Source organism: Mycobacterium sp. PSTR-4-N (assembly GCF_022348085.1).
In the GTDB taxonomy this organism is placed as follows: domain Bacteria; phylum Actinomycetota; class Actinomycetes; order Mycobacteriales; family Mycobacteriaceae; genus Mycobacterium.
This window is the reverse complement of sequence record NZ_JAKRFN010000032.1, coordinates 23,860-40,478: the sequence shown is the minus strand read 5'-3', so window position 1 is coordinate 40,478 and position 16,619 is coordinate 23,860. Positions and strand designations below refer to the sequence as shown.

Annotated in this window: 16 protein-coding genes; 1 reads left to right on the top strand and 15 read right to left on the bottom strand. The window is 70.9% G+C overall.

Annotation, left to right across the window (positions count from 1 at the left end; genetic code table 11):
- Nucleotides 1-68: 68 nt before the first annotated feature.
- Nucleotides 69-734 (top strand): phosphoribosyltransferase, encoded by a 666-nt coding sequence (locus tag MHN84_RS27715; protein ID WP_241207678.1) that lies wholly within the window; start codon nucleotides 69-71, stop codon nucleotides 732-734.
- Between the two features lie 21 nt (nucleotides 735-755).
- On the opposite strand, the gene MHN84_RS27710 is transcribed toward MHN84_RS27715, so the two are convergent.
- The 15 genes from MHN84_RS27710 to MHN84_RS27640 all read right to left on the bottom strand — a co-directional run bounded on the left by MHN84_RS27710 (nucleotide 756) and on the right by MHN84_RS27640 (nucleotide 16,583).
- A complete protein-coding gene (locus MHN84_RS27710) occupies nucleotides 756-1,085 on the bottom strand; it encodes a DUF308 domain-containing protein (RefSeq protein WP_241207677.1) in 330 nt (109 codons plus the stop codon).
- Between the two features lie 9 nt (nucleotides 1,086-1,094).
- On the bottom strand, nucleotides 1,095-1,919 hold the full coding sequence (locus tag MHN84_RS27705) for a DivIVA domain-containing protein (protein ID WP_241207676.1): 825 nt from the start codon (nucleotides 1,917-1,919) through the stop codon (nucleotides 1,095-1,097).
- Between the two features lie 202 nt (nucleotides 1,920-2,121).
- Nucleotides 2,122-2,412, bottom strand: coding sequence for a YggT family protein (locus MHN84_RS27700; RefSeq protein ID WP_241207675.1), 291 nt, complete (start codon nucleotides 2,410-2,412; stop codon nucleotides 2,122-2,124).
- A 104-nt stretch (nucleotides 2,413-2,516) separates the two neighbouring features.
- Nucleotides 2,517-3,173, bottom strand: coding sequence for a cell division protein SepF (locus MHN84_RS27695; protein WP_241207674.1), 657 nt, complete (start codon nucleotides 3,171-3,173; stop codon nucleotides 2,517-2,519).
- Nucleotides 3,170-3,985 carry a YggS family pyridoxal phosphate-dependent enzyme gene (locus MHN84_RS27690; RefSeq protein ID WP_241207673.1) on the bottom strand — a complete coding sequence of 272 codons (816 nt, stop codon included), beginning with the start codon at nucleotides 3,983-3,985 and terminating at the stop codon, nucleotides 3,170-3,172. The genes MHN84_RS27695 and MHN84_RS27690 overlap by 4 nt, the downstream gene beginning before the upstream one ends.
- Nucleotides 3,982-4,695 carry a peptidoglycan editing factor PgeF gene (gene pgeF, locus MHN84_RS27685; protein WP_241207672.1) on the bottom strand — a complete coding sequence of 238 codons (714 nt, stop codon included), beginning with the start codon at nucleotides 4,693-4,695 and terminating at the stop codon, nucleotides 3,982-3,984. Before pgeF ends, MHN84_RS27690 begins: the two co-directional genes overlap by 4 nt.
- Before the next feature lie 19 nt (nucleotides 4,696-4,714).
- Complete coding sequence (gene ftsZ / locus MHN84_RS27680; RefSeq protein WP_241207671.1) at nucleotides 4,715-5,881, bottom strand: cell division protein FtsZ; 1,167 nt, start codon at nucleotides 5,879-5,881, stop codon at nucleotides 4,715-4,717.
- A gap of 178 nt (nucleotides 5,882-6,059) precedes the next feature.
- On the bottom strand, nucleotides 6,060-6,935 hold the full coding sequence (locus MHN84_RS27675; RefSeq protein WP_241207670.1) for a cell division protein FtsQ/DivIB: 876 nt from the start codon (nucleotides 6,933-6,935) through the stop codon (nucleotides 6,060-6,062).
- On the bottom strand, nucleotides 6,932-8,344 hold the full coding sequence (murC, locus tag MHN84_RS27670; protein WP_241207669.1) for a UDP-N-acetylmuramate--L-alanine ligase: 1,413 nt from the start codon (nucleotides 8,342-8,344) through the stop codon (nucleotides 6,932-6,934). Before murC ends, MHN84_RS27675 begins: the two co-directional genes overlap by 4 nt.
- Nucleotides 8,341-9,465, bottom strand: a complete 1,125-nt coding sequence (gene murG / locus MHN84_RS27665; RefSeq protein WP_374238437.1) for an undecaprenyldiphospho-muramoylpentapeptide beta-N-acetylglucosaminyltransferase — start codon at nucleotides 9,463-9,465, stop codon at nucleotides 8,341-8,343. Before murG ends, murC begins: the two co-directional genes overlap by 4 nt.
- Nucleotides 9,462-11,012, bottom strand: a complete 1,551-nt coding sequence (gene ftsW, locus MHN84_RS27660; RefSeq protein WP_241207668.1) for a putative lipid II flippase FtsW — start codon at nucleotides 11,010-11,012, stop codon at nucleotides 9,462-9,464. The genes murG and ftsW overlap by 4 nt, the downstream gene beginning before the upstream one ends.
- 10 nt (nucleotides 11,013-11,022) lie before the next feature.
- Nucleotides 11,023-12,465, bottom strand: a complete 1,443-nt coding sequence (murD, locus tag MHN84_RS27655) for a UDP-N-acetylmuramoyl-L-alanine--D-glutamate ligase (RefSeq protein WP_241207667.1) — start codon at nucleotides 12,463-12,465, stop codon at nucleotides 11,023-11,025.
- Between the two features lies 1 nt (nucleotide 12,466).
- Nucleotides 12,467-13,546, bottom strand: a complete 1,080-nt coding sequence (gene mraY, locus MHN84_RS27650; RefSeq protein WP_241207666.1) for a phospho-N-acetylmuramoyl-pentapeptide-transferase — start codon at nucleotides 13,544-13,546, stop codon at nucleotides 12,467-12,469.
- Nucleotides 13,543-15,027 (bottom strand): UDP-N-acetylmuramoyl-tripeptide--D-alanyl-D-alanine ligase, encoded by a 1,485-nt coding sequence (murF, locus tag MHN84_RS27645; RefSeq protein WP_241207665.1) that lies wholly within the window; start codon nucleotides 15,025-15,027, stop codon nucleotides 13,543-13,545. The genes mraY and murF overlap by 4 nt, the downstream gene beginning before the upstream one ends.
- Nucleotides 15,024-16,583: a UDP-N-acetylmuramoyl-L-alanyl-D-glutamate--2,6-diaminopimelate ligase gene (locus tag MHN84_RS27640; RefSeq protein WP_241207664.1), complete on the bottom strand. Its 1,560-nt coding sequence runs from the start codon at nucleotides 16,581-16,583 to the stop codon at nucleotides 15,024-15,026. The genes murF and MHN84_RS27640 overlap by 4 nt, the downstream gene beginning before the upstream one ends.
- Nucleotides 16,584-16,619 lie beyond the last annotated feature (36 nt).

Below are 16,619 nucleotides of genomic sequence, written 5' to 3'. Positions count from 1 at the left end.
GCCCGGATTGCCCGCTCGACTGCGCAACGGGATACCCGAGCGCGATACTGTTCGCACCGAGGTGTGACTTGACTGCTCCCGAGACCCGTTCCGCGCCACCCTTTCGCGACCGTCGCGAGGCCGGCGAGGTGCTCGCGCGGAGTCTCGCCCGTTACCGCGACCGTCCTGACACCACGGTGCTCGGACTCGCCCGGGGCGGGGTACCGGTCGGTCGGGAAGTCGCAGCCGTGCTGCGTGCGCCGCTGGATGTGTGCGTGGTACGCAAGCTCGGCAGCCCGCAGCAACCCGAACTCGCCATGGGTGCAGTGGCAACCGGCGGCCCCGCCGTGCTGAACGAGGACCTGATCGGCAGCCTCGGACTGAGCGACCCCCAGGTGCGCGAGGTCATACACCGCGAGACGGCCGAAGTGCACCGCCGCGAACGCGCGTACCGCGGAGACCGCGCACCGCTCGAGCTCACCGGCCGCACCGTGATCCTCGTCGACGACGGCATTGCGACCGGAGCCAGCATGGTGGCCGCGGTCCGCTGGGTGCGACGCGCCGGCGCGGTGCGTGTGATCGTGGCGGCGCCGGTCGGGCCGCGGTCAACGTGCCGTGCCCTGACCTCCGAGGCCGACGACGTGGTGTGCTCCCTGACGCCCGCCGATTTCCGCGCCGTGGGGCAGGTCTACGCCGACTTCCATCAGATGACCGATGACGAGGTCCGCGAGGCGCTGACCACAGCCCCGACGTGAGTTGTTCGGGGACAACGCGATTCAGCTCTTGGCCGGGTCCTCGTCGGATCGCTCGGCGGCTGGGACGGGCTCATCGGCGGGATAGTCCTCGGCCTCGGATGCGATGGGGGCCTCGTCGGGATAGTCCTCCACCGCAGGCTCACCGCCCGCGTCGTCGACCCGGTCGTCCTCGGTGGCGGCCTCGTCGGCGGCGCTCTTCGAGCGATCACGTAGCGCGTCGACGATCAGCAGGATCACGCCGATCACGCTGGCCGCGATGCAGACCCAGGCGATCAGAGCGTTGCTGGTGACGACCGCGAGCACCAGGGCTGCGAGGCCGATGACGGCGAGTACGAGCGCGACGATGAGCATGGGGTGAGGCTAGTTGTTACCCCGATTGAACTGGTTGAATCCGCCGTCGCTGTTCGCACCGGAATCGACCGGGGCGGCCGAACCACGCTGGCCGAGCTCCTCGAGCTGCGATTCCAGGTAGGTCTTCAGACGGGTGCGGTATTCACGTTCGAAGGTGCGCAGTTGCTCCAACCGGCCCTCGAGCACGGTGCGCTGCTGGTTGATCGTGCCCATGATCTCGGAGTGCTTGCGCTCGGCGTCGGCCTGCAGGGCGTCGGCCTTCTCCTGGGCCTGCCGCAGCTGCGCCTCCGAGCGGCTCTGCGCATCGGCGAGCATCGCGTCGGCGCGCTGACGCGCCTCGGTGACGGTGGTCTCCGCGGTCTGCCGGGCCTCGGCGACCATCGCGTCGGCTTGCGCGCGCGCATCGGAGAGCATCTTCTCGGATTCGGCCTTCGCGCCGTCCGTCAGGCGGTCCGCGGTGTCCTGTGCCAGGCTGAGAATCTTCGCCGCCCGTAGGTGCTGATCCTCGGAGGCAGGAGCAGACTGCTGCGCGGCGGGCGCCTCGTACACGGGTTGCGGAGCCGGCTCCGGCTCCGGCTCGGGCTCCGGCTCGTACACCGGCAGCGTCTGGGTCGGCTGGGCGGCCGAGGCGGCCCCGCCGGAACGCGCGGAGGCGAGTTCGGAGTCGAGCTCCGACACCCGCTGACGCAGGTCGGAGTTCTCTTCGATCAGGCGGGACAGCTCGTTCTCGACGAGATCGAGGAACGCGTCGACCTCGTCCTCGTTGTAGCCGCGCTTGCCGATGGGTGGCTTGCTGAATGCAACGTTGTGCACGTCGGCAGGAGTGAGCGGCATCGTCTGCCCCCTTGAGTCTGGATCGTCAAAACGATCTCACAGTGTAAAGCCTGACTTGAAGGTAACTGGCGTCCATCCTGTCACACCAGACCCTGCGGTTGCAGTCGAGGGCGATAATTACATCGAATCTCCACCTGCATCGCGCCGCACATCTTGCCCGCACCCGGGCCAGACTCCACAAACGCCCTGCTCCGGGCCGGTGTCAGACCGCCGCGTCGAACGCCAGCCGCATGCCGATGAACGCGAGCAGCAACAGCACCATGATGGACAGGTCGAAGCGCACCGCACCTATGGTCAGTTGCGGGATGATGCGCCGCAACAGCCTCACCGGCGGATCGGTCAGCGTCATGATGACCTCGAGCACCACCACGGTCGCCCCGCGGGGATGCCAGTCCCGGCTGAACGAACGGATGAACTCGACCACGACCCGGGCGATCAGCAGCAGCCAGAACACGAACAGCGCGAAACCCAGGATCTCGAAGAAGAGCCCCACCGGAAGGTGACCTCACTCCCAACAGTTGTGACGGGGAAGCCGCCGCGAGAACCGCACCGGCGACGCCAGCCTACCTGTGCAAAAGTGATGCTCGACCGGCCGCACTACTGGTACGCGTAGAACCCCGCCTCGGCGATGCGGCGGCGCTGCTCGGCGGTGACGTCCACGTCGGCCGGCGACAGGAGGAACACCTTGGTGGCCACCTTGTCGAACGAGCCGCGCAGCGCGAACGCCAGCCCGGCGGCGAAGTCGACCAGCCGCTTGGCGTCGGCGTTGTCCATCGAGACCAGATCCATGATCACCGGGGTGCCGTCGCGGAACCGCTCGCCGATCGTGCGGGCTTCGCTGTAGTCCTTGGGCCGCAGCGTGGTGATCTTGGCCAGCGGGCTGCCCGCTTCGAACAACTCCGCCATACCGCGCGGGTCCATCGCCAGCGCACCCCGGGTCGATCCGCGCATCGCACCGAAACGCGGTGGAGTGCGGTCGAATTCGCGCGGTGACCGCATGCGGGGCTCGAACCGGCCGTCATCGAAGCCGGCAGGCATCCCACCCCGGTAGGCGGCGGGCTCGTCGTACTCGCGGCGGCGACCCTCGGGCAGGTCGTCGTACCCGCGCGAGTAGCCCTCGTCGTCGAAGCGATCCTCCCGGGGACGGCGGTAGCTGCGGGCGGGGCCGCGCTCGTCGTCCTCGTAGTAGTCGTCCTCGTAGTCGTCCATGGGGGCCATACCGAAGTAGGCCTTGACCTTGTGCAGTGTGCTCATTGTGAGGACCCCTCGTGCGGTGATGACCTATGGCCGGGCTTTGTTGTCTGTGATGAAGGTGTGACTCGTGTGACTTCTGGTGGTGACGTTAGCGGGCGGGCGCCCAACAGCGCGGTACCGACACGCACACACGTCGATCCGTGTCGCACGGCCGCTTCGAGGTCGCCGGACATGCCCGCGGACAGCTCGAGCGGCCGTCCGCACCACTGCTGCACCCGCTCGCGTTCCCGTGCCAGTCGCGCGAACGCCGCGTCGGCGTCGGCGTCCAGCGGCGGAATGGCCATGAGACCGGCGAGCGTCAGCGCGGACGCCTCCGCGACGGCTCTGCACAGCGCGTCGAGCCGCTCCGGTGCGTCGACATCGACACCGCCCCGGCTCTCGTCGCGGTCGAGGCTGACCTGCACGAACACCCGCAGCGGTGCGCTGCGCACCGCAGTCTGCAGCGCCTCTTCCGCAGAGCGAGCAAGCGCAGCAACAACTTTCGGACTGTCGACGGAGTGCGCCGCATAGGCCCAGGTGCCGATCGAGCGGGCCTTGTTGCGCTGGATGCGCCCGATCATGTGCCAGCGGACGTCCCCCGCGAGCTCCGAGAGCTCGGCGACCTTGCGGGTGGCTTCCTGATCGCGCGATTCGCCGAACGACCGGCAGCCCAGGCGATACAGCGCAGCGATGTCGGACGCCGGGAAGAACTTGGTCACCGGCAGCAGCTCGATCTCGTCGGCGGCGCGGCCCGCCGCCTCGGCCGCCTGCGCGAGCCGCTCGCGCAGCCGCGCGAGGTTGTCGCCCAATTCCTGCTCACGTTCGGCGGTCACGATGCCGGCTCCAGCCAGATCAGTGACGCCAGCCGACCTGTCGGCGCGCCCCGGCGGTGGCTGAACAGGTTCGGATCGGCGTAGGTGCAGCGGGGGTCGACATCGATGGCCGTGATCCCGAGCGAACGAAGCTGCGCGGCGATCCCGGCACGCAGGTCCAGCCCCGGCGTACCGCGTGGGGTGCGGCTGCGGCTCCCTGGCAGCAGACGTTCCACCTCGTCGGCCATCTCGGCGGGCACCTCGTAGTTCGGTCCGCTGACGGCCGGGCCCAGCAGCACCGAGATGTCGGCCACCTGCGCCCCGGCGTCGACCATGGCTTCCACCGTCCGCGGCACGATGCCACCGGCGGCGCCCACGCGGCCGGCATGCACGGCCGCGATCACTCCGCGCCGCGCATCGGCCATCAACACCGGCACACAGTCGGCGGTCACCACCGCGAGCGCCAGCGACGGCGTCGTCGTCACCAGGCCGTCGGTGTCGTCGATTGTCTGACCGCCGTGATCCACCACCGCCACGCGGGTGCTGTGCGTCTGGTTCATCCACACCACACCGTCGGCGCCCAGGCCGGTGGCCGCGGCGAGCCGGCGTCGGTTCGCCGCCACCGCAGCGGGATCGTCGCCGACGTGGTCACCCAGGTTGAACGTCGCGAAGGGAGGTTTGGACACCCCACCGCCACGGGTGGTGGTGACACGGCGCACACGGAACATCACGTGCGACGAGTATGCCGCGTCAGTGACGCATGAACGGGGGCACGTCGACGTCGTCGTCGGAGATGCCGTCATCACCGCCGCCGATGCGCACCGTGGCTCCGTTGGTGTGCGCGGCGGACACGCTCGCCGGATCGGCCGACTCGAACAGCGACGAGCCCACCCGGCCCGCCTTGCCCGGGGCGATCGACTGCGCCGAAGCCGCGGCGGGAGCCTCGCCCGTCACGGGCTTGCGGCCCGGTCCGGCGGCGTCGAAGCCCGCGGCGATCACCGTCACGCGCACCTCGTCGCCGAGGGAGTCGTCGATCACGGTGCCGAAGATGATGTTGGCGTCGGGATGGGCGGCGTCCTGCACCAGCGAGGCGGCCTCGTTGATCTCGAACAGGCCCAGATCGCTACCACCGGCGACCGACAGCAGCACGCCCTGCGCACCTTCCATCGAGGCCTCCAGCAGCGGCGAGTTGATCGCGATCTCGGCGGCCTTGAGCGCACGGCCGTCGCCGCGGGCCGAGCCGATGCCCATCAGCGCGGTGCCCGCAGAGCTCATGACGCCCTTCACGTCGGCGAAGTCGACGTTGATCAGGCCCGGGGTGGTGATCAGGTCGGTGATGCCCTGCACACCGTTGAGGAGCACCTCGTCGGCGCTGCGGAACGCGTCCATGAGCGACACCGCGGCGTCGCCCATCTGCAGCAGCCGGTCGTTGGGGATCACGATCAGCGTGTCGCAGCTCTCGCGCAGCGACTGGATGCCGTTCTCGGCCTGGTTGCTGCGCCGCTTGCCCTCGAAGGAGAACGGGCGCGTCACCACGCCGACGGTCAGCGCGCCGAGCTTGCGGGCGATCGAGGCCACCACCGGGGCGCCGCCGGTGCCGGTGCCGCCACCCTCGCCCGCGGTGACGAACACCATGTCGGCGCCGCGCAGCAGCTCCTCGATGTCGTCCTTGGCGTCCTCGGCGGCCTTACGGCCGACCTCGGGGTCCGCCCCCGCGCCCAGGCCGCGCGTCGAATCGCGCCCGACGTCGAGTTTGACGTCGGCATCGCTCATCAACAGCGCCTGTGCGTCTGTGTTGATCGCAATGAACTCGACGCCTTTGAGACCCTGCTCGATCATCCGGTTGACGGCGTTGACGCCGCCGCCGCCGATGCCGACCACCTTGATCACTGCGAGGTAGTTATGCGGGGGGGTCATCGCATCGCCCTTTCCTGCCCTGGTTGCCTGTCCTGACACGGATAACCGCTGCGACAAACCCTCAATCTCAACTAGAGGCTTAGAGTTATGTCAAGTTGTTCCGTACATGCAGAACGGTAGGGCCGGGTCACGCACATGCCGAGCAGGCGCGCCGCGTGTCGGAACGAATTTTCGCCGGTTACTTGACCGTCGGCAGATCCGGGGACGACACGTCGTACGTCTTCCCGGGCTGGGTGAGCAACGCGCCGAGCTTGAGCGCCTTCTCCTCGGTGCGATCGGTGGTCCCCCACACCACGGTGCGACCGTCGATCAACGTCAGCGTGATCGCCGCGACCGACGGCGCCGACACCCGGCCCACCTGCGACGCCACCTCCGGACGCAGCGACGTCACCACCTCGAGCGCGGCCTTGGTGGCCGGATCGTCGGGCCCGGGATTCTCCACGTCCAGATACGGGATGCTCGGCGGCGGCGGTCCGGTCGCGAAGTCGACGCCGTCCTTGTCGAACAGATGCACCCCGTCGGGATAGTCGCGGACGACGACGGGCACCCGCTCGACCACGGTGATCCGCAGCGTCGACGGATACTCCCGCTGCACGCGCACGCTCGCGACCCGGCGGATGCCGGCGATCCTCTCGGCCACCGCATCGGTGTCGACCTGGAGCAGCGGCTCTCCGGGCGGCACCCCCGCGACCGCCACCACCTCGTCCTGCGTCACCGCGCCCAGCCCGACCACCACGACGGTGCGCGCCGACATGATCGGCGTGAAATACAGCAGCAGGCCGATGCCGACGACCACGACGGCCGTCACCGCGGTCCACAGCAGCACCTTCAGCCCGCGCACCGTGCCCCGACCCAGCGTCGCCGTATCGGCCGAGCGCGCGACGAGCGTGCGCCGTTTCGCCTCGCGGCGGGCCGTCTCGATGGCGGTGGCCCGCGCCTGCGCAGCGCGCCTCTCTTCCCGCTCGCGCCGGGCGCGCCGCCGAGGCCCCTCGACGTCGACGGGTTCGGGCGTGTCCGGCTCGGTATCGGGCTCGCCGTCGGTCGGCTCGGTCATCGCAGCTGGGCCAGGATCTCGTTACCCAACAACGTGACATCGCCCGCACCCATGGTCACCACGACGTCTCCGGGCTGCGCCGCCGCCGCCACGGTTGCCGCGACGGTGGAGAAATCGGGCAGGTATCGCACCGGTACGCGGACGTGTTCGGCGACCGTGGCGCCGCTGACACCGGCCAGCGGTTGCTCCCGTGCGGCATAGACGTCGAGCACGAACACCTCGTCGGCCAAGCTCAACGCTTCGCCGAACTCGCGTGCGAATGTGGCTGTGCGCGAATACAAGTGTGGCTGGAACACCACCACTGAGCGGCCACCGGTCTCGTCCACCAGCGCGCGCACCGCGGTCAGCGCGGCCGTGACCTTGGTCGGATGGTGGGCGTAGTCGTCGAAGACGCGCACCCCGGCCGCGGTACCCACCAACTCGAAACGCCTACGCACGCCTTCGAATTCTGCGAGCGCGTCGAGGACATCGTCGGGTGTGGCGCCCACCTGTGTGGCGGCCAGCAGCGCGGCCAGCGCGTTGAGCGCCATGTGCCGTCCGGGGACGGACAGCCGCATGGTGCGCGGGCTGCTCTCCCCCGCCAGCGCCACCGTGGCCACCGCGCCGGTGCCGCGCTGCCGCCAGTCCAGCAGTGCACCGGCCAGGCCGTCGTGGGTTCCAGACCCGTAGCGCAGCACTCGGATGCCCAGTGCCGCAGTGCGTTCGGCGAAAGCCGCCGCACCGGGATCGTCGGTGCACACCACCACGGCTCCCCCGGGGCGCAACCGCTCGGCGAATGCGTCGAACACCGCGACGTAGGCCTCTTCGGACCCGAAGAAGTCCAGGTGATCGGCCTCGATGTTGGTGACCACCGCGACGTCGGGCCGGTACTGCACCAGCGAGCCGTCGCTCTCATCGGCCTCGGCCACGAAATAGGCGCCGCTGCCGTGGTGGGCGTTGGTGCCGGGCTCGCCGAGGTCACCGCCGACGGCGAACGACGGGTCGAATCCACAGTGCTGCAACGCCACGATGAGCATCGAGGTCGTCGTGGTCTTGCCGGCCGTGCCGGTCACCATCAGCGTCGTGTCCTCGGCCATCAACTCGGCCAGTACGGCCGGCCGCAGGATGACCGGAATCCCGCGCCGGCGTGCCTCGACCAACTCCGGGTTGGTCTTCGGGATCGCGGCGTGCGTGGTGACCACCGCGGTCGGTCCGCCGGGCAGCATGTCCAGCGCCGACGCGTCGTGACCGATGCGGACCTGCGCGCCGCGCGCCCTCAGCGCGTGCACCGCCCGCGACTCCTTGGCGTCCGACCCGGACACCTGGCCGCCGCGGTCGAGCAGAATGCGCGCGATACCCGACATTCCGGCGCCGCCGATGCCGACCATGTGCACCCGCTGTAGCTCGGCGGGCAATGCCGCGGTGCTCATCCTCGGACCCGCCCGCTGTGCGCCAGGGCCACCTCGAGCGCCACCTCGGCCACCCGACGCGCCGCGTCGGGATGTCCGGCCAGCTTCGCCGCGGCCGTCATCGCGGCCAGGCGGGCCCCGTCGGTCAGCAGCCCGGCGACCGTGGTGGCGACGAGGTCGGGGGTGAGGTCGCGATCCTCGACCAGCAGTCCCCCGCCGGCGGTCACGACCGGCAGCGCATTGAGCCGCTGCTCGCCGTTGCCGATCGGCAACGGCACGTACACCGCGGGCAGGCCGACGGCGCTCACTTCCGCCACCGTCATCGCACCGGAGCGGCAGATCGCCAGATCGGCGGCCGCATAGGCCAGATCCATGCGGTCCAGGTACGGCACCGCCAGGTACGGCGGATCGCCGGGCGCCGGGGTCCGCAGATCCAGCGTGTTCTTGGGCCCGTGTGCGTGCAGCACCGCGATGCTCTGCCGCGCAAGGGCTTCCGCGGCCCCCGCCACCGCGCGGTTCAACGACTGCGCACCCTGGGAGCCGCCGAAGACCAGCAGCACCGTGTCGTCGTCGGAGAAGCCGAAGAACGCGCGCGCCTCCGCCCGCAAGGCGGCACGGTCCAGCGCCGTGATCGTGTCGCGGACCGGCACCCCGACGACCTCGACCGGACCCAACCCCGGGTCGGGCACCGCGGCGAGGACACGGGCGGCCGAACGGACCCCCACCCGGTTCGCCCAGCCGGCGCTGGCGTTGGCCTCGTGCACGACGACCGGGACGCGCCGGCCCGGACGTACGCTGCGCGCCGCCAGGTAGGCCGGGACCGCGACGTAGCCGCCGAAGCCGATGACGACGTCGGCCGCGACGTCGTCGAAGATCGCCCGCGTCTGCCGGACCGCCTGGCGCACCCGCAGCGGCAGCCTCGCCAGATCCGCCGATGGTTTACGGGGCAACGGAACGGGGGTGATCAGCTCCAGGCGGTAGCCACGCTCGGGCACCAGCCTGGTCTCCAAGCCGCGGGCCGTGCCCAACGCGGTGATCCGCACGCTCGCATCGAGCGCGGTGAGCGCATCGGCAACGGCCATCGCGGGTTCGACGTGACCGGCGGTGCCGCCGCCGGCGAGAACCACGGAGATACCGCTCACCCGTGACGTTGACCTTCCAGTGTGCGAGCCCGTCGGCCCTGATTGCGCTGGCCAGCACCATAACCGACGGGTGGGGTGGCCGAGCGCACCGGGCGCTTGGCCGATCGCGACCGCGCAGCTTTCGCGGGCGTGGAGCCGGGCTTGGTGGCCTGCCGGGCGTTGCGGCCCGAGCGGGTCTTCAGGCGGTCACGCAGCGCCTCGGTGCGGGTGGGCACGTAGGGGGCGGGCAGCGGCAGACGCAAGAGCCGGTTGACCCGGTCGTCGCGGCCGGCGCGCAACGCGGCGACGGCCTGCGGTTCGTGGCGCGCGGCGTTGGCCATGATGCCGATCATCAACAGCGTCGTGGCCGTGGACGTGCCTCCGGCGGAGATCAGGGGCAGCTGCAGCCCGGTGACCGGAAGCAGGCCGACGACATAGCCCACGTTGATGAAGACCTGCGAGAGCACCCACAGCGTGGCCGTCGCGGTGAGCAGCCGCAGGAACGGGTCCGCGGACCGTCGCGCGATACGCATGCCGGTGTAGGCGAACAGGCCGAACAGACACAGCAGCCCGGCCGCGCCGATGAAGCCGAGTTCCTCGCCGACGATGGCGAAGATGAAGTCGTTGTGGGCGTTGGGCAGGTAGTTCCACTTCGCGGTGCCCTGGCCCAGACCGTCGCCGAACACGCCGCCGTTGGCCAGCGCGAAGCGGGCCTGGCGGGACTGGTAGCCCATACCCTGGGCATCGGCGCCCGGGTTGAGCCAGGCCTGCACGCGCGCCGACCGGTAGCCGGCCGTCATGGCCAGCACCGCACCCGACACGACGACCGCGCCCAGCGAGGTGAGGAACACCCGCAGCGGGAGGCCGGCGTACCAGAGCAGACCGAGCAGGATCACACCCATCGACATCGTCTGCCCGAGATCCGGCTGGGAAACCACCAGGGCCAGCGCGATCACCGCGACCGGCACCAGCGGCACCAGCATCTCTTTGAGCGAGGCCTGCTCCATGCGGCGCGCCGCCAGCAGGTGCGCACCCCACACCGCCAACGCGATCTTGGCCAGCTCCGACGGCTGCATGGAGAATCCGGCGACGACGAACCAGCCGCGCGACCCGTTGGCCTCTTTGCCGATGCCGGGGATGAGCACCAGGACGAGCAGCACGATCGTGAACAGGAAGCTGCTGAACGCGAAGCGGCGCATCACCGCCACCGGCGTGCGCATCGCGATGTAGAACGCGAGCAGGCCGATCGCCGTCCACAGCACCTGCTTGCCGAAGACCGCCCACGGCGAGCCGTCCATGTCGTAGGAGTAGACACCCGAGGCCGACAGCACCATCGTCAAGCCCATCGTGATGAGCAGCGCGGTCACGGCGATGATCAGGTGGAACGACGTCATCGGCCGGTCCAGCCAGGCTCCGACGCGGGTGCGCGGTGCGGTCGCGGCGCCGCCGGAGTCGTGCGAGGACGACGTGGACGACTTCCCCGCGGTCAGCGCAGGCAGGGCGGTCCCCGTATCGTCGGCCGCGGGGTTGGCGCGCCGGTGGCGCAGCCGGGCGAGGATCGCGCTCATCGGTGACCCGCTATCGGAGCGCTGCGCGTACGGCCGCGGCGAACGTGTCGCCCCGGTGCCCGTAGCTGCGGAACTGGTCGAAGGAGGCGCCTGCCGGTGCGAGCAGCACCGTGTCGCCGGGTCCGGCGAGACCGCGCGCAGCGTCCACGACGGCCGCCATGACGGCGTCGGCCACCGGACCGTCACCCGCCCGAGCGTGAGTCACACCTGTCACAGCTTTCTCAACCACCCCAGAATCCTCCCCCGTCAGCACCTCGACAACGGGGACATCCGGCGCGTGTCGTGCCAGCGCCTGCGCCACGACCGCCCGGTCGCGGCCCAGCAGAACGACTCCGACCAGGCGGTTCGCCACCGCGACCAGCAGCTCGTCGACCGAGGCGCCTTTGAGTAGACCGCCGGCGACCCAGACGACCCGGGGGAAGGCGCTGATCGACGCGCGGGCGGCGTGCGGATTGGTGGCCTTGGAATCGTCGACGTAGGTCACCCCGTCGGCCACGGCCACCACCTCGGCGCGGTGCCGGCCCACCGCGAACGTCTCGAGCGCCTGCGCCACCGCGGCGGCGGGCACCTCGACCGCCCGCGCGAGCGCCGCGGCCGCCAACGCGTTCAGCACACCCACCGGGCCGGCCACCGGGACCCGCGCGGCCTCGGCCAGCACCAGACCCTCGGCGAACGCGTTGTCGATAAGATGACCGTCGGCCACACCCAGCTCACCGGGGCCCGGTTCACCGAGCCGGAAGCCGACCCGGGTCGGCGCGGCGCAGTCGGCCAGCAGCGCCGCCGCGATCGGATCGTCCACACCACCCACGGCGATCGGCCCGGTCAGCGCCCGCGCCTTGTCCTGGGCGTAGGCCTCGAGCGAGCCGTGCCAGTCCAGGTGGTCTTCCGCCACGTTGAGCACTGCGCCCGCATCCGGGTGCACCGACGGCGCCCAGTGAAGCTGGAAGCTGGACAGCTCGACGGCCAGCACGTCGACGGGCTGGTCCAACACTGCCAGTACCGGCTCGCCGATGTTGCCGCACAGCGCCGAGCGCCGGCCCGCGGCGCACAGCGTCGCGTGCAGCATCGACGTCGTCGTGGTCTTGCCGTTGGTGCCGGTCACGACCAGCCACGTCTTGGGCGGCCCGTAGTGCCCGGCCCGGTCCAGCCGCCAGGCGAGCTCGACGTCACCCCACACCGGGACGCCGGCCGCCGCGGCCGCGGCGGGCACCGCGCCCTCCGGCCGGATGCCGGGGCTGACGACGACGAGATCGAACTCCGCGATGGTCGCGGCGGCGCCGGCCGGGTCGACGACCGCGCCACCCTGCTGCGCGTAGGCCGTCAGGGCCGACGGGCTGTCGTCGGTGAGGGTGGCGCGCGCGCCCAGCGGCGTCAGCGCCGCCAGCACCGCGCGGCCGGTGATGCCGGCGCCCACGACCAGCACCGCGGCGCCGGGTGCGATGACGTCGCTCACCTCACGCCCCGACGGTCGTCAGCCACTCGCTGTAGAACAGCGCCACCCCGAGCCCGCACGCGATCGCGGTCAGCAGCCAGAACCGGATGATCACCGTGGTCTCCGCCCAGCCCACCAACTCGAAGTGATGATGGAACGGCGCCATCCGGAACACCCGGCGGCCCGTGGTGCGGAACGCCATGATCTGCACCACCACCGAGGTGACCTCGGCGACGAACAGCGCGCCCAGCACCACCGCGAGCATCTCGGTGCGGCTGGTCACCGACAGGCCGGCGATGATGCCGCCCAGAGCCAGCGACCCGGTGTCGCCCATGAAGATCTTGGCCGGGGCGGCGTTCCACCACAGGAAGCCGATGCACGCCCCGGCGGTGGCCGCAGCGATGATCGCCAGATCCAGCGGGTCCCGCACGTTGTAGCAGCCCAGGCCCGGGCTGGTGGCGCACGCGTTGCGGAACTGCCAGAACGTGATCAGCACGTAGGCGGCACACACCATCGCCATCGCGCCGGCGGCCAACCCGTCCAGGCCATCGGTGAAGTTCACCGCGTTCGACCAGGCGCTCACGACCACCACGCAGAACAGCACGAAGATCGCCGGGGCCAGCGTGACCGTGGCGATCTCCCGCACGTAGGACAGTTCCGCGCTGCCGGGGGTCAGGCCGTCGGCGTTGCGGAACTGCAGCGCGAGCACACCGAACAGCACGGCGGCGACCAGGATGCCGACGGTCTTGGCCGTCTTGTTCAGCCCGAGGTTGCGGGCGCGGCGCAACTTGATCAGATCGTCGACGAACCCGACGACGCCCAACGCGGTGGCCAGGCCGAGTACGAGCAGCCCTGACGCCGACGGCCCCTTGCCGTCGATCACCACGCCGACCAGATGCGTGCCGAAGTAGCTGGCCCAGATGCCGGCGACGATCGCGACACCGCCCATCGACGGCGTGCCCCGCTTCTTGGCGTGGCTGGGCGGACCGTCCTCGCGGATCTCGTGACCGAAACCCTGCCGGGTGAACAGCCGGATCAGCACCGGGGTGAGCAGGATCGACACGAAGAGCGCGATCCCGACCGCGATCAGGATCTGCCTCATCGGCCGTCCTCGGCGATCAGCGCATCGGCCACAGCGTCCAGCCCGGCGGCTCGGGACGCCTTGACCAGCACCACGTCGCCGGGCTGCAACTCCGCGCGCAGCACATCGAGCGCGGCCTCGGCATCGGCGACCGGCGTGGCCTCCGAGCCCCAGGAGCCCTCCATCACCGCGCCGTTGAACATGGCGCTCATAGGCCTCCCGGTTCCGACGACGATGAGTCGAGAGACATCTAAGCGCACGGCCAACCGCCCGATGCGGTCGTGCTCGGTAATCGAGTCCTCGCCGAGCTCGCCCATCTCACCGAGCACCGCCCACGTGCGGCCTTCGCGACCCATCCACGCCAGCGCCTTGAGGCCGGCGCTCATCGAGTCGGGGTTGGCGTTGTAGGCGTCGTTGATGATCGTCACGCCGTCGCTGCGGGTGGTGACCGCCATCCGCTGCGCCGACACGGGTCCGGCGCCTGCCAGCGCGTCCGCGATCTGGGTCAACGACGCCCCGCACTCCAGCGCCACCGCGGCCGCGCACAGCGCATTCGAGACCTGGTGGTCACCGTGCACCGCCAGCGAGACGCCGACCTGCCCGTCGGCGGTGTGCAGCGTGAACTCCGGGCGCGCGAGCGCGTCGAGGCTGACATCGTCGGCCCATACATCGACGGTGGTGTCGGAGGAGTCGGCGCGCCCGACCCGCACGACGCGCGCCTGCGTCACCTCGGCCATCTTCGCCACGATCGAGTCGTCGGCATTGAGGATCACCACACCGGACGACGGAACAGATTGCGGCAGCTCAGATTTCGTCGCCGCGATCGCCTCCCGCGAACCGAACTCACCGAGGTGGGCGGTGCCCACGTTGAGCACCACCGCGATCGACGGGCGCGCGATCCGCGCGAGCGCGGCGATGTTGCCGCGGTGGCGCGCCGACATCTCGAGAACGAGGAAGTCGGTGTCGGCGGTCGCCCGCAACACCGTCCAGGGATGACCCAGCTCGTTGTTGAACGATCCCGGCGGAGCGATCACCTGACCCAGCGGGGCGAGGACGGCGGCGATCAGATCCTTGGTCGACGTCTTACCCGACGATCCGGTGATCCCGATGATCGTCAGGCCGTCGGCGGCCAGCTCGGCGGCCACCGCGGCCGCCAACCTGCCGAGCGCGGCCAGCACCGCCGCGCCCGACCCGTCGGCATCGTGTTCGAGCACGCTGGCCGCACCGTCCTCGGCGGTGACCGGGTCGACGACGACCGCGGGCACCCCGACCGGGCGCGCGGCGAGCACGCCGACCGCACCGGCGTCGAGCGCCGCCGCGGCGAAGTCGTGGCCGTCGGAGCGCGCCCCCGGCAGCGCGAGGAACAGACTGCCCGGACCGACGGCGCGGGAGTCGAATTCGACGGTCCCGGTGACGCGCAGCGTGGCCGCCTCCTCGGCGCCGACATCGGCGAGCCGGCCGCCCACGATGTCGGCGATCTGGGCCAGCGACAGCTCGATCATCGGCTCTGTCTCCCCGCGGTGAGCGCATCGAGCGCGGCGGCGAGCTCCGCGCGGTCGTCGAACGGGCGGGTGACACCCCGGCTGGTCTGGCCCGTCTCGTGGCCCTTGCCCGCGATCAGCACCACATCACCCTCCCGCGCCCACGCCACCGCGTGATCGATCGCCGCCCGGCGCTCGCCGATCTCGACCACCTCGGCACGCCCACCCGCGGTGCCGGCCACGATCGCGGCCCTGATGTCCGAGGGCTCCTCATCGCGAGGGTTGTCGTCGGTGACCACCACGAGGTCGGCCAGCCCCGCGGCGACCTCTCCCATCGGGAAACGCTTGCCCGCATCTCGGTTACCGCCCGCTCCGAACACGACGGCGAGCCGGCCGGCGCAGTGGCTGCGCAGCGTCTCGAGCACCGCCTCCAGCGCCCCCGGCTTGTGGGCGTAGTCGACGACCGCCAAGAACGGCTGCCCGCGGTCCACCCTCTCCAGCCGTCCCGGCACCGTCGCCGCCCGCAGGCCGGGCACCGCCTGCTCGGGCGACACCCCCACCGCGTCGAGCAGCGCCAGCGCCAGCGCGGCGTTGGCGATGTTGTAGCGACCCGGCAGGCCGATCTCGACACCGTGGTGCACCCCGGCCGGGTCGACGACGACGAAGTCCTGGACGCCACCGGGTCCATCGACGGACTCGGTCCGGATCTGCTCGACAGACCAGTCGGCGGTGCCGGCCGGCGTCGCCTGCAGCGCGACCGTGACCGCGGTGTCGGCGCGGCGTGCCATCGCACGACCCCACTCGTCGTCGACGCAGATCACCGCCTCGGCGGCATGCGTCGGCGACGCGGGATCGAACAGTTTGGCCTTGGCCTCGAAGTACTCCTCCATCGTGGAGTGGAAGTCGAGGTGGTCGCGGGACAGGTTGGTGAAGCCGCCGACGGCGAACGACGTGCCGTCCACCCGGCCGAGAGTCAGCGCATGGCTGGACACCTCCATCACCACGGTGTCGACTCCGCGCTCGAGCATGACCGCGAACAGCGCCTGCAGATCGGGTGCTTCGGGGGTGGTCAATCCGCCGGCCTCGTCGCGGCCGTCGATGCGGACCCCGACGGTGCCGATCAGCCCGGCCACCCGCCCGGCCGCCCGCAGACCGGCCTCGATCAGGTAGGTGGTGGTGGTCTTGCCCGACGTACCGGTGACCCCGATGACGCGCAATCGCGTCGACGGATTCCCGTAGACGGCGGCCGCCGCCGCACCCAGCACCGTGCGCGGGTGCGCGTGCAGCAGCACCGGCACACCGATGTCGCCGGCGGCCGAGAGCTCGGCCAGCCCGTCGTGGTCAGTCAGCACCGCAACGGCGCCGCGCGACACCGCGTCGGCCGCGTAGCGGGCTCCGTGGGAGCGTGCGCCCGGCAGTGCGGCGAACAGATCACCCGGGCGGGCGTCCTGGCCCCGCAGCGTCACTCCCGTCAGGTGCAGCTGCGGCAGCGGGTCGACCTCGGCGTGCACCGCGGAGATGAGACGAGCCATTTCCCCGAGCGGTAGGCCTGCGGGATGGTTGGGGCGCAGATTCATGGCCATGTCACAGTACCCAGCCCCGCACCCGGCCCG

Excerpts from the sequence above, each read along its gene's own strand:
- MHN84_RS27710 (WP_241207677.1), bottom strand. The coding sequence starts at position 1,085 with ATGCTCATCGTCGCGCTCGTACTCGCCGTCATCGGCCTCGCAGCCCTG.
- MHN84_RS27705 (WP_241207676.1), bottom strand. The coding sequence starts at position 1,919 with ATGCCGCTCACTCCTGCCGACGTGCACAACGTTGCATTCAGCAAGCCA.
- MHN84_RS27695 (WP_241207674.1), bottom strand. The coding sequence starts at position 3,173 with ATGAGCACACTGCACAAGGTCAAGGCCTACTTCGGTATGGCCCCCATG.
- ftsZ (WP_241207671.1), bottom strand. The coding sequence starts at position 5,881 with ATGACCCCCCCGCATAACTACCTCGCAGTGATCAAGGTGGTCGGCATC.
- MHN84_RS27675 (WP_241207670.1), bottom strand. The coding sequence starts at position 6,935 with ATGACCGAGCCGACCGACGGCGAGCCCGATACCGAGCCGGACACGCCC.
- murC (WP_241207669.1), bottom strand. The coding sequence starts at position 8,344 with ATGAGCACCGCGGCATTGCCCGCCGAGCTACAGCGGGTGCACATGGTC.
- ftsW (WP_241207668.1), bottom strand. The coding sequence starts at position 11,012 with ATGAGCGCGATCCTCGCCCGGCTGCGCCACCGGCGCGCCAACCCCGCG.
- mraY (WP_241207666.1), bottom strand. The coding sequence starts at position 13,546 with ATGAGGCAGATCCTGATCGCGGTCGGGATCGCGCTCTTCGTGTCGATC.
- murF (WP_241207665.1), bottom strand. The coding sequence starts at position 15,027 with ATGATCGAGCTGTCGCTGGCCCAGATCGCCGACATCGTGGGCGGCCGG.
- MHN84_RS27640 (WP_241207664.1), bottom strand. The coding sequence starts at position 16,583 with ATGAATCTGCGCCCCAACCATCCCGCAGGCCTACCGCTCGGGGAAATG.